The sequence below is a fragment of the Shimia sp. MIT1388 genome (assembly GCF_047124445.1).
In the GTDB taxonomy this organism is placed as follows: domain Bacteria; phylum Pseudomonadota; class Alphaproteobacteria; order Rhodobacterales; family Rhodobacteraceae; genus Shimia.
The window spans coordinates 884445-896371 of sequence record NZ_CP138921.1; the positions used below are offsets into that span (position 1 = coordinate 884445).

Here is an 11927-nt window from a genome sequence, read left to right on the forward strand (position 1 = left end):
TCCTCCCACAGGATCGAAAGCTAGAGCCATGTCCGCACCGTCGACACAGCCAAAGAATCCCGCCCGGCGCCGCTTCCTTCAGGATGCTGCGCGCGGAACGGCGGGTTGTGCGGTTGCGGGCATGACATTGGCTTGGTTTGTGCAAGATGCACGGGCTTTGCCAGATCGGGCCATTCGCCCACCTGGGGCTTTGCCCGAGGATAATTTTTTGGCCGCGTGTATCCGCTGTGGCCTTTGTGTGCGGGACTGCCCCTATGACACGCTGGTTTTGGCCGAGTTGGGTGTTGATGGCGCAGCGACCGGCACGCCGTTTTTCACCGCAAGGGATATTCCCTGTGAGATGTGTGAGGACATTCCTTGTGTCGCCGCCTGCCCAACGGGGGCGCTGGACAAAGGTTTGACCGATATTGACGACAGCCGAATGGGACTGGCGGTTCTGATCGATCAGGAGAATTGTCTGAACGCACTCGGTTTGCGCTGTGATGTGTGTTACCGCGTCTGTCCGGTGATCGATGAGGCTATCACACTTGAGCGGCGCCATAATGAGCGTTCCGGCCATCATGCGATCTTTATGCCGGTGGTGCATTCGGATCATTGCACTGGCTGTGGCAAGTGTGAGAAATCCTGTGTGCTGCCTGGCGAAGCCGCGATCAAAGTTTTGCCGATCCGCGTGGCCCAGGCCGATCAGGCCGAGCACTACAAACGCAGCTGGGAACAACGCCCCGACATCGTGGATGAGATCATCGATCTGCCGGACCGGTTGCCCGGCGCGGGCACAGATAATTTAGCCGCACCAGGCGGTTTTGAGCCGACCTTCAAGTTGCCAAAAGGCGCAACAACGGGAGGTGTCGGGCAATGAGTGACAAGACTGCACTGCCGGTTGGCGCCGAAGCCATTCGCGACAAGGGCTATTGGCTCGCCTACCGGTTTCTGATCTTGCGCCGCGCGAGCCAAGCGTTTTTTCTGAGCCTGTTTCTGCTGGGGCCTTGGTTTGGCATCTGGTGGGTGAAAGGAAATCTCAGTGGATCTCTGACCTTTGATGTTCTGCCACTCACCGATCCGTTCATCGCGCTTCAGGGTATGGTGGCCGGGCATTGGCCGGAGCTGACGGCCCTGATCGGTGTGGTGATTGTAGGGCTGACATACGCCGCGATCGGCGGGCGTGTTTATTGCAGCTGGGTTTGCCCCATCAATCCGGTAACGGACGCGGCCAGTTGGTTGCACCGTAAGTTGGACCTGCCAAAAGGATGGCAACCCAAACGCGGCACCAAGTATTTTGTGCTGGCCATGGTCCTCGGCGTGAGCGTGCTGACCGGCACCGTCGCCTGGGAGTTTGTGAACCCGATTTCCATGCTTCACCGCGGGCTGATTTTTGGCGCCGGGTTTGCCTGGGCCTTGGTCCTTGGTGTGTTCCTGTTTGACCTTCTGCTGGCCCGTCGCGGCTGGTGCGGGCACCTGTGCCCGGTCGGGGCCTTCTATGGCCTCTTGGGCAGCAAATCTCTTTTGCGGGTCACCGCGCAAAAGCGCGCGGCTTGTGATGATTGTATGGACTGCTTTGCGGTCTGTCCGGAAATGCAGGTGATCACCCCTGCGCTGCGCGGCAAGGACGCGGATACCCCGCTGATCCTGTCGCCCGATTGCACAAATTGTGGCCGCTGCATCGATGTGTGCTCGGTCGACGTTTTCCACTTTACCCATCGATTTGACGAGACGCCCGCGCCGGGGCGTGTCCGAGACCGAACCAACCCAGCGCCAAAGGTCGGCAAAGCCGCCTAAGAAGCTAAGGAGAAAGAAAGATGAAAAAACATCCCCTCATCAGCGCCCTGACGGCTGCGGCCATTGTTCTTGGCAGCGGGTTTGCTGTCGCAGATCAGGCGAGCGGCGTGAAATCTCTGCGCAATGATCCGATTGATGCCTCCAATCGTCTGGACGAGCCGTTGCACCAGCAGTCCGGCCGCGTGGCGCGTAACTATCGTCAACAGCCGCCGCTGATCCCTCACACCGTAGATCAATACCAGATCGACCTGAGCGCCAACCAGTGTTTGGCTTGTCACGACTGGACCAAAGCGGGTGAGCGCGGGGCGCCAACGCTGTCCATGACCCACTACTTGGGGCGCGAAGGCCAGCAGCTGGACGAAGTGGCCGGCACCCGTTGGTTCTGTAACCAGTGTCACGTGCCACAAGCCAACGCGCCTGCGCTGGTTGAAAACGAATTTGAGCCGTCCAACTGACGCCCGGAAGAAGGAAGGTAGCTATGTCTGATCAAGACAACCCCACCGGCAAAAAGCTCGGATTTTTCCGTCGCACCTGGAGGACACTGTGGTCTCCGACGTCTGTGTTCTCGCTGGGCGGGCTGCTGTTTGGCGGGTTTCTGGCCGGTATTCTGTTCTGGGGCGGGTTCCACTGGTCGCTCGAACTGACCAACACCGAAGAGTTCTGTGTGTCCTGTCACGAGATGGAGCGCAATTTCGAGGAATACACAGAAACCATCCACTACAATAACCGCTCTGGCGTGCGGGCGACCTGTCCGGATTGTCACGTGCCAAAAGAGTGGCAGCACAAGATCAAAGCCAAGATCCTCGCGTCCAAAGACCTGTATCATACCGTGATGGGCACCATCGACACTGAGGAGAAGTATGAGGAACACCGTTTGTCGATGGCCTCTGCCTCTTGGCGGAAGATGAAAAAGAGCGACAGCCGCGAGTGCCGCAATTGTCACAAGTTCACCTATATGGACTTTACCGTGCAGGAAAATCGCGCTGCTGCGCAGCACCAGCTGGCTTTGGATGAAGGCAAGACTTGTATCGACTGTCACCAAGGCATCGCGCACCGTTTGCCTGAAAACTATCTGAAGACCTACGAAGAGGTGACCGCGGAGCTGGACGGCGAGATTGTTGTGCCGGAAAATCCGGGGCGGGATGTCGCCACCGCAGGCAGCGAGATCAAAGGGTATCTCGCCTCCAACTGATCCGGTTTCCGTAGTGAAAATGGGGAGCGCTTCCGCTTGGGAGCGCTCTTTTTTTGTTGGCTCGTGTCAGAACGCGAAGCGCCGGTTGCTCGGGTGGGAGCAACCGGCGCTGGCCTTGTGTCCGTGAGTGGTCTGACTTGGGTTCAGACCGGCGCGTCTCGTCAAGGCTTAACGAAGGGCGCCGACAACCAACTCCAACAGGGGAGGAGGAGGGAGAGAGTGAAGTTGGTCGTAGTGGTCGCACCGCTCAAGGGAGGGAGGAAAGCGATGCGGGTCTTTTGGAGGAGGTCCGCGGCGTTGTCCCCAGGCCGTTTCGTCCTCTGTGAGACTGATATGGGAAAGGGGTAAACAAATCCTTTTGGAGTTTAGGAAATGTCTTTGTGATTTTGCGCCAAAATTCCAGCGGGTTTCTTTTTGACGTTATCTTGCTTGACCTTTGCCAATGGCCTGGAGGACAAAAGCACAAGAGAGGCGGGCACTTATGAGACATTTGGTTAACAGCTTGCAGGCCACGGCGGTACGGTTTTCCGCCAAAAACGGCTTTATGCGCAGTTCACATTTAACGCTGTCCTTTGTGTTTGCGTTGTTTCCGTTTTGCCTTTTTGCCCTGTCTTTGGCCGGTGTGCTGAGTCCCAAGGCACAGGTGGATGACATCATCGACTTTGCTATTGGGGCCTGGCCGGATGCGATTGCAGGTCCAATCGAGCGCGAATTACGCGCGGTGTTGCAGGCGGGCAGTTCCACGCTGACGCTGGGCGCGGTTTTGGCCATCATCTTTGCCTCCAACGGCGTCGATGCGATCCGCGTGGTGATCACGGATGCCTACCGCGAAACCGACCCGCGCCCGTTCTGGAAAGTCCGCGCCTTGGCCATCCTGTTTGTGGTGGCTGGAAGTGCACTTTTCACGGTGGCTGGGGTGATCAGCGTTGTGGTGCCGATTGTATTGCACTTCTTTGAAGATCTGGTGCCGTGGCTTGATCAGTCGATCCTGAGCAACGATCAGTTCCGACAGGGCGTGATTTTTGCTGTTACGTCGTTCTTTCTCTTTGCGTGCCACAAATGGTTGCCAGGTGTGCCGCATAAGGCGCGCAGCCTCGTGCCTGGCGTGCTTCTGTGCCTCGGCTTGTGGTTTGTCGCCTCTCAGGTGTTCACGATCTACATCAGCAGCTTCTCGACCTATTCTGTGACCTATGCCGGGCTGGCCGGGATCATGTCTGCGTTGGTTTATCTCTATCTGATGTCAGCGATTTTTGTGCTGGGCGCGGAGTTTAATGGCCAGTTGATGGACGAGGCCCGCGCGCGAGGCGAACCCGTATAACTACGGCCTACGGTACGTCACTCTTGTTGTTACCCCCGCGCTGTCGTTGGGTGCGCTCCAAGATGGGGAAGAGGAGATTTTGCGATGGTTAAGACCATTGGAGCGCTGTTTGAGGCGCGGGCTAAGACGTTTTCAGACCATAGTTTTTTGCAGGTGCCCGCCAATGCGGCGCGCAATTATCATCCGGATGGGTACCTATGCTCCTATGGGGAGGCGGCAAAGGTGGTGGACGACATGGCGGCCAAGCTTTCCGATGCTGGCTACGGTCACGGGCACCGGATTGCCGTGTTGCTGGAGAACCGCCCGGAGATGCTCCTGATCAAACTGGCACTGGCAAAGCGCGGGATCAGCTGGGTGCCGGTGAACCCGGACTATCGTCCGGCCGAAGTGGCGTATCTCTTGCAAGACAGTGCTGCGGAATTGGCTTTGGTTGCGCCTGAGTTGGCGGAATTGATGGCGGCCGGGATTGCGGAGAGCGGCTTGGACGTGCCAACTGTGGAGATGACGGAAAGCCTGCCGGATTTGCCAAAAGCTCGTCGTCCTGCGCCCACTGACCAACCGGTGAGTGGCGCAACAGAAGCGAGTTTGATCTATACCTCTGGTACCACAGGGCGGCCAAAAGGCTGCATCATGAGTCACGCCTATGAGGTGGAAATGGGGCAGTGGTACGCTTCGCGTGGCGGTTTGATCCAGTTTGAGGCAGGTGTCACCAAAGTCTATTGTCCGCTGCCGCTGTTCCATGTGAATGCTGCAATCCTGCTGTTTATGGCGGTGATCGACACAGGCAGTGCGCACATCATCCCTGAACGCTTCCGCGCCAGCGCCTGGTGGCGCGAGTTGGCGGAAACCGGTGCGACGGCGGCGCATTATTTGGGTATTATCATTCCGGCCTTGATGAACCGTGACCCGGAAGAATGGGAACACAAACATCAAGTTAAATGGGCCGTTGGGGCAGGGGTCGAGCCAACACTCCACCGCCCGTTTGAAGAGCGGTTTGGCTTTCCGTTGATCGAGGTTTGGGGCATGACCGAAATGTGCCGGATGCTGGCGGACTGTCATGAGCCGCGCAGCATTGATACCCGCGCGATGGGACGGCCGCAGCCGGGGTTGGATATTCGCGTAGTCGATGAAGACGATGTTGAGGTCCCGCGCGGTGTGCCGGGTGAGATGACATTGCGATACAGTGCCGAGACGCCCAGACGGGGCGCGTTTTCGGGATACTTAAACCTGCCGGACGCCACCGAAGAGGCTTGGCGCGATGGCTGGTTTCACACCGGTGACACCGTGGTGATGGACGAGTCAGACATGGTGACCTTTGTCGATCGCAAGAAAAACATCATTCGGCGGTCTGGTGAGAACATCGCCGCGGCAGAGATTGAGGCCTGTTTGCAGGATCACCCAAAGGTCGATCGCGTGGCAGTTGTCGCGGTTGCAGACACCATGCGCGACGAGGAGGTTATGGCCTGTATTCAGGTGCTTGGCGCGGCGGATGACACACTTGCTCAAGAGCTGTTTGACTGGAGTTTTGAGCGGTTGGCCTACTACAAGGCGCCGGGGTGGGTCCGGTTCATGGACGATATTCCGGTCACCGGTACGCAGAAAATTCAAAAGCACAGTCTGTTTGGCGAACAAGGGACAGAGACAGATGGCGCCTTTGATTTCCGATCCCTAAAGAAGCGGGGCTAACCCGTTTAACAGATGATCTTGAAGGAACCGGTCGTGCACAGAATGATGAAGTCACGGTCGGTTTCGATCAGATGCCAGCCGCGTTTGCGCACCGCAAGCTCCAAAGCAGCGCGTCCACATTCCGATTCAACATCCTGAATGCGGCGGCGCACGGCGCCAGCCTCTCCGGATTTGAAGGAAGAGAAAACCTTATCCAGCCAATTTTGGCCGGTGGTCGTATGTGACAAAGTGGCCTGCATGGTCCCACTGTGACGGTAAACTGGTGAATCTCGGGTTAATAGATCCGCTAAAGTTGCGTGTTTGGCGGAAGACCAGTTTGGATTTGGGTGAAAGACCGGCTCTTACCTATTGGTAAGCCGGAGGCGTCTTACCAATAGGTAAGGAGGCTTATTCTGCGTCCAGAAAGGCCTTGAGCTGGGTCGCAACTGCTTTTTTGCGCGCGGATTTCTGGGCGAAGGTATCCTCGGTGCGCAAAAAGGCAGAAAGAGCATCCTCGGAGATCAGAAGGTATTGCGCGCTGCCAATCACGCCATAAAGCCCCAGCAACAATTCCATATCGGTGGCCGCCTTTTTTGCGGGCACGGCGCGTGCTAAATCCAGCAAGGCTTTGAGATAGGGTTTCAATGGTGCAACGCCGGCATCTGTGGCGCTGTCCAGCAAGTTGCGCAGGATCAAGCGGGCGTCTGCTGTGTTGTAGGTCTCGCCGTTGAGAAGATCTTGAAAATGCAGGATAAGGCGCAGCTTTGGGGAGACGTCAGGCGTGTCGTTGAGTGACGCCAATAGGCGGTCTGTAAGCGCCTCCAGCACCGTGTTGTAGAGCCCGTCTTTGGTGCCAAAGTGATGCAGCAACGCCTGTTTGGTCACGCCTGCGGTTTTAGCCAGATTGGCCAGGCTAAGCCCGTGGTAACCGTGGTTGGCAAACCCTTCGGTGGCGAGGGTGATGTAGCGGTCGCGGGCGGGGGACGGCTGAGACATGATAGGGTCCTGCGTGGCTCGGTTTCTGAAGCTAATCTTACCGGATGGTAGGGGCTTGCCAATTGGTAAGCCTTGTTTACTGCGAAAGTGCTGACCAAACGGTAAATGGCAGCGCAAACCATGCAGGCAAAGAAAAAGGGCGGGGAAATCCCCGCCCTTGGTGTGTTTGAAATTTGTGAGGTTTAGGCGCGACGGCGGCGGCCACCACCGCGACGTCCGCGACCACCTTCACCCGCTGCGGCAGGTGGTTTGTTGAAGCGGATCCACTCAGCGCCGCCTTCGTCGTTATTGGTGAGGAAGTTGGCGGCGCGGATGGCCTCCATTTCCTTGCCAGCACGGGCTTTGGTGGAGCCCAGTCCAAACATCTGGCAGAAGGATTCGTCGTCCATGCCTTCTGGCAGGATGATGCCGGCGGCTTCAACTTCGGCCTTTTTCTCGGCCAGTTTCTTGGGGCCGACGGGCAGGGCGATTGGGTTCATGATCGCGCTGGTCATGCCGGTGGCCATCGCCATTGGCAGGAACGCGTTGTTGATGCCGTGACGGTTTGGCAGGCCAAAGGAGATGTTGGACGCGCCACAGGTGGTGTTCACACCCAGCTCATTGCGCAGGCGGTTGTTGAGTTCAAACACCTGCAAACCTGCGGTGCCCATGGCGCCGATCGGCATCACCAGCGGGTCGACTACGATGTCATGCGCTGGGATGCCGAAATCGGCAGCGCGTTCCACAATCTTTTTGGCAACGGCAAAGCGCACTTCTGGATCTTCGGAGATGCCAGTGTCATCATTGGAGATTGCCACAACAGGCACGTTGTATTTTTTGACCAGTGGCAGAACAATTTCCAGCCGCTCTTCTTCACCGGTTACGGAATTCAGCAGCGGGCGGCCTTTGGCCACTTCCAAACCTGCTTCCAGTGCGCCAGGCACAGAGCTGTCGATGCAGAGAGGACAGTCGGTGACTTCCTGCACTTTTTCCACGAGTTGGCGCATCAGGTCCGGCTCAACAAAGTTGTTGTCCGCATAGCGTGGGTCTTCGGCCATTTTGTTGGAGAAAACCGCACCGGAGTTGATGTCGAGCACGGTGGCGCCAGCCGCAACCTGCGCCAACGCGTCCGCCTGAACGCGGGAAAAGTCGCCCGCTTCCAGCTCTGCGTTCAGGATTTTGCGGCCCGTTGGGTTGATGCGTTCGCCGATGACGGTGAACGGCTGATCAAAACCCATGATCGCGGTTTTAGTTTGTGATTCAATAACGGTACGGGTCATATTTAATCCTGTTAGACTTTCGCAGGCTGCGCCGAGGCACCGCCGTTTTCAATGGCCCAATTGGCGTTTGTCTTGATGCCGCCAAGCGGGAAGAAGTGGACCGAGTCGATGTTGAACTCGGGGTTGGCCGCTTTGTGGTTGGCCAGATCGGTCAGCACCTCAGTTGGTTCATATGGCAGCAGCAGTTTGGACACATCCATAGCGCGTTTTTGCAGTACCTTAAGCGACGGTCCTACGCCACAGGCGATGGCAAATTTGATCAACGTTTGCAGCTTGGCAGGGCCGGCGATTCCGATGTGGATCGGAATGTCGACGCCTGCCGCTTTCACGCCGTTGGCCCATTCAATGATTGGCGCGGCTTCAAACGCGAATTGCGTTGCGATGGCCATTTTGGCGTCAGAGCGCTGGGAGAAGTTCTGCTTCCATTGCAGAGCTGCATCCACGTTGCTGGTGCCACCGGACGGATCGATGTCTTTGTTGCCTTCCGGATGCCCTGCGATGTGCAGGCGCTCAAAACCAGCTTTGTCAAACAGACCTGTGTCCAGAAGCTGCATTGAATCCGAGAAATCGCCGTGTGGCTCGGCCACGCCACCGGCCAACATCAGGCCTTGTTTGACGTCGGCTTCGCCCTGATACATGGCGATCCAGTTTTCCAGCGTGGCTTTGTCTTTGATGATGCGCGCCGGGAAATGGGGCATGACGTCATAGCCTTCGGCCGCAATGCGACGTGCGGTGTCGACCATGTCTTCAATGGGCGTGCCTTCGATATGGGCAATGTATACACGTGTGCCAGCAGGCAGGAGCGCGCGGAAGTCTTCCACTTTGGCCGCTGTGCGTGGCATGACCTCAATAGAATACCCCTTCAGAAAGGCTTCCATTTCTGGCGTGGTGGTTTTGACCTCCTCGGTCTTGCGCTTGAAATTCAACAAAGCCATTGCGGCCTCCCAAAAAGAGGGGCGTGTCATGCCCAGCCTTCATTGTTGATCAGCGCTTTGAGCCGCTCCTGATCAAACTCTGCCTCAAGCCGGGCCACCTCGCTCTCGACGATGGCACCAGGCTCGCCCTCAACAGGATAGGGATCGCCCTTGCGCCATTCCGCCAGGTAGGCGTCGGTATCCGACGCGCCCACCTTCATTGCCGCACGGTCGATGGCCTGTTCAAAGCGTTCAGCCAAAGGTTTTTTTGCGCCGCGGCGCCCTTTGCCCACAATCACTTGAGCAGGAATATCGCGCCAGTAGACAATGGTGACGTCAGGCATGGGTTTGATTCCTCCGGTATCGGTTCTTCATTCCTAGGACAGGGTTCTCGACCGATTTGGCTCAATTTCGACAATAGGACAGCGTAACGCGACCTTGGGGTTTGTTGTGGGGGCTTTGTAGCCAGAGGCAGCCCTGCTTGGCTATGGGGCGGGCTGTGAATTCTTTGCATGAAGAAGATGAGGGGCGGCGGGTGCCCATCACACGTGAATGTCGCCGAAACGGGATTGCGCGGGGCAGGGGGACGCACTACGTTGAGGGTAACACGAAATGGAGGGCGTAAAGATGGCGCCCAAGCGTCCCAAAGGTGCGGGCGCGTTCCCTAAACCGGTTGAGAGCCCCGCGCCGAAACCGTCCGATCCCAGCGCGCTTTATGCCGCGCTGGATCTGGGCACTAACAGTTGCCGCATGTTGATTGCCCAGCCAAAGGGCAGTCAGATCCATGTGGTGGACAGCTTTAGCAAGTCTGTCCAACTGGGCTCCGGGCTGGAAAGCACCGGGAGATTGTCGCGTGGCAGTATGCGGCGCACGATTCAGGCCATGCGCATCTGTCAGCAAAAGCTCAAGCGACACAAAGTCAAAAGCATGCGGCTTGTGGCAACAGAAGCCTGTCGGCGCGCAAAAAATGCGCGTGAATTTGTGCGGCAGGTGCGGCGCGAAACTGGCTTGCAGTTGGAAATCATCCAGCCGGAGGAAGAAGCCCGTTTGGCGGTGATCTCCTGCGCGCCTTTGGTGAGCACCAAGACCGAACAGCTTTTGGTGGTGGATATTGGCGGCGGCTCCACGGAGCTGGTTTGGATGGATCTGACATCGGTGCCACCTCTGGAACGGGCGCGGGCCATCATGCGGTTGCGCAGTGGCTTTCATTCGGCGGACAGTCCCTTTCCGGCGGCCAAAGTGGTGGATTGGATTTCCGTGCCATTGGGCGTTGCCACGCTGCGCGATCAATTCCGCGACGTGGAAGATGACTCAGCACGTTTTGCCCTGATGAGCTGGTTCTTTGAGGAAAATCTCAGTGAGTTTGCGCCCTATAAGGACGCGCCGCCGAGCGAAGGCTTCCAGATCATCGGCACCAGCGGTACCGTGACAACGGTGGCGGCCAGCCATCTAGGTTTACGGCGTTATGACCGGACCAAAGTGGATGGTCTGCGTATGACCAGCGAACAAATCGACAAAGTTATACGCGGGTATCTGGACCTTGGCCCAAAGGGACGCAGAGCGGACCCACGCATTGGGCAGGACCGGCAGGCCTTGATCATGAGCGGCTCTGCAATTTTGCAGGCGCTTTTACGCTGCTGGCCCACGGACAGGCTCTCTGTTGCAGACCGCGGCCTCCGCGAAGGCCTACTTTATGCGCAGATGAGCGCGGATGGCGTGCTTGAGGACGGCCCGTTTTGAACCGGTGGCCCTTGAGCACAGCGCAAAAATGACTATTAGGCTTTGTTTCAAAGCAATGTGGTGACGGAAATGGCCAAGAAACCTACCGGTAAAAATACTTCGGGACGTGGACAGCGGGATTTGACCATTAAGGTGAAGTCTGCGCGCGGGCGAAAACTGTCATCCACACGGTGGTTGCAGCGTCAACTCAATGACCCCTATGTGGCCCGCGCCAAGGCCGAAGGCTATCGCGGACGCGCGGCGTTCAAGATCATGGAGCTGGACGACAAATTCCGCTTTCTGGTTCCGGGGGCGAGGGTGGTAGACCTTGGCTGTGCGCCGGGCGGTTGGCTGCAAGTAGCGGTTCCTCGCATCAATGCTCTGGGTGAAAAGTCCGGCAAGAAAGTTGGCACCTTGTTGGGCATCGACTTGCAGGAAGTTGAAGCGGTCGCCGGCGCGGATATTCACCAGCTCGACTTCATGGACGAAGGTGCAGACGACAAGGTCAAGGAATGGCTGGGTGGCAAGGCCGATGTTGTGATGAGCGACATGGCGGCATCTAGCTCCGGTCACAAGCAGACCGACCACCTCAAAATCATGGCGTTGTGTGAAACTGCTGCCTATTTCGCCTTTGATGTGCTGGAAGAGGGCGGCACCTTTGTGGCGAAAGTTCTGGCTGGTGGCGCGGAAGGGGAGCTTCAGAAGCTGTTGAAGCAGAAGTTCACCAAGGTTGCCAATGTGAAACCACCGAGCAGTCGTTCCGACAGCTCGGAGAAGTTCGTTGTCGCGACTGGGTTTAGGGGCTGACCAATCGGTCAGCTCGCGCGTAGCAGAGAGTTTGACGCGGATTTCAGCATCCGATCAGCGTTGAACTCAAATTCTACTTCCAGTGAATCAGGGCGTTTGGCTTGAACCTTTGGTTTTGGCGCAACTTGCACCACGTTGGCCGGCTTTTTCTTTGCTGCGAGGTTCTGCTGACGGATCAGCTCCCATAGGCGGGCATGACGGGACGGCTCTGCGGCCGCAGCTTGAGGCGCGTGATACATTGGATGTCTCCTTAGGCAGCTGGTGTGGCCAAGAGTTTGCAG

14 protein-coding genes are annotated in these 11927 nt (G+C 57.4%); 8 read left to right on the forward strand and 6 right to left on the reverse strand.

Going from position 1 to position 11927, the window contains the following annotated elements:
* Positions 1 to 28 precede the first annotated feature (28 nt).
* From napG to SIB92_RS04370, 6 genes are all read left to right on the forward strand, one after another.
* Positions 29 to 859: a ferredoxin-type protein NapG gene (napG, locus tag SIB92_RS04345; RefSeq protein WP_412554655.1), complete on the forward strand. Its 831-nt coding sequence runs from the start codon at positions 29 to 31 to the stop codon at positions 857 to 859.
* Positions 856 to 1776, forward strand: coding sequence for a quinol dehydrogenase ferredoxin subunit NapH (gene napH, locus SIB92_RS04350; protein ID WP_412554656.1), 921 nt, complete (start codon positions 856 to 858; stop codon positions 1774 to 1776). Before napG ends, napH begins: the two co-directional genes overlap by 4 nt.
* Positions 1777 to 1796: 20 nt before the next feature.
* Complete coding sequence (locus tag SIB92_RS04355) at positions 1797 to 2231, forward strand: nitrate reductase cytochrome c-type subunit (protein ID WP_294114630.1); 435 nt, start codon at positions 1797 to 1799, stop codon at positions 2229 to 2231.
* Positions 2232 to 2254: 23 nt separating this feature from the next.
* Positions 2255 to 2968 carry a NapC/NirT family cytochrome c gene (locus tag SIB92_RS04360; protein WP_412554657.1) on the forward strand — a complete coding sequence of 238 codons (714 nt, stop codon included), beginning with the start codon at positions 2255 to 2257 and terminating at the stop codon, positions 2966 to 2968.
* 481 nt (positions 2969 to 3449) lie between these two features.
* Positions 3450 to 4286, forward strand: coding sequence for a YihY/virulence factor BrkB family protein (locus SIB92_RS04365; protein WP_412554658.1), 837 nt, complete (start codon positions 3450 to 3452; stop codon positions 4284 to 4286).
* 84 nt (positions 4287 to 4370) lie between these two features.
* Positions 4371 to 5972, forward strand: a complete 1602-nt coding sequence (locus SIB92_RS04370) for an AMP-binding protein (protein ID WP_412554659.1) — start codon at positions 4371 to 4373, stop codon at positions 5970 to 5972.
* Between the two features lie 5 nt (positions 5973 to 5977).
* Here the strand turns inward: SIB92_RS04370 and SIB92_RS04375 are convergent, their stop codons facing one another.
* The 5 genes from SIB92_RS04375 to SIB92_RS04395 all read right to left on the reverse strand — a co-directional run bounded on the left by SIB92_RS04375 (position 5978) and on the right by SIB92_RS04395 (position 9464).
* Complete coding sequence (locus SIB92_RS04375) at positions 5978 to 6199, reverse strand: N-(5'-phosphoribosyl)anthranilate isomerase (protein WP_412554660.1); 222 nt, start codon at positions 6197 to 6199, stop codon at positions 5978 to 5980.
* Between the two features lie 160 nt (positions 6200 to 6359).
* A complete protein-coding gene (locus SIB92_RS04380) occupies positions 6360 to 6947 on the reverse strand; it encodes a TetR/AcrR family transcriptional regulator (protein WP_412554661.1) in 588 nt (195 codons plus the stop codon).
* Positions 6948 to 7129: 182 nt separating this feature from the next.
* Entirely contained in the window at positions 7130 to 8206 is a 1077-nt protein-coding gene (locus tag SIB92_RS04385) for a methyltetrahydrofolate cobalamin methyltransferase (RefSeq protein ID WP_412554662.1), read from the reverse strand.
* 11 nt (positions 8207 to 8217) lie between these two features.
* The gene (locus SIB92_RS04390) at positions 8218 to 9141 is read right to left on the reverse strand and encodes a methylenetetrahydrofolate reductase (protein ID WP_412554663.1); all 924 of its coding nucleotides are present in this window, start codon (positions 9139 to 9141) and stop codon (positions 8218 to 8220) included.
* Between the two features lie 26 nt (positions 9142 to 9167).
* On the reverse strand, positions 9168 to 9464 hold the full coding sequence (locus tag SIB92_RS04395) for a virulence factor (protein WP_294114646.1): 297 nt from the start codon (positions 9462 to 9464) through the stop codon (positions 9168 to 9170).
* A gap of 283 nt (positions 9465 to 9747) precedes the next feature.
* On the opposite strand from SIB92_RS04395, the gene SIB92_RS04400 reads away from it, so the two are divergent.
* Both SIB92_RS04400 and SIB92_RS04405 read left to right on the forward strand, forming a co-directional pair.
* Complete coding sequence (locus SIB92_RS04400) at positions 9748 to 10860, forward strand: Ppx/GppA phosphatase family protein (RefSeq protein WP_412554664.1); 1113 nt, start codon at positions 9748 to 9750, stop codon at positions 10858 to 10860.
* 69 nt (positions 10861 to 10929) lie between these two features.
* Positions 10930 to 11646 carry an RlmE family RNA methyltransferase gene (locus SIB92_RS04405; RefSeq protein WP_294114649.1) on the forward strand — a complete coding sequence of 239 codons (717 nt, stop codon included), beginning with the start codon at positions 10930 to 10932 and terminating at the stop codon, positions 11644 to 11646.
* A gap of 8 nt (positions 11647 to 11654) precedes the next feature.
* Here the strand turns inward: SIB92_RS04405 and SIB92_RS04410 are convergent, their stop codons facing one another.
* Positions 11655 to 11885: a hypothetical protein gene (locus SIB92_RS04410; protein ID WP_412554665.1), complete on the reverse strand. Its 231-nt coding sequence runs from the start codon at positions 11883 to 11885 to the stop codon at positions 11655 to 11657.
* Positions 11886 to 11927 lie beyond the last annotated feature (42 nt).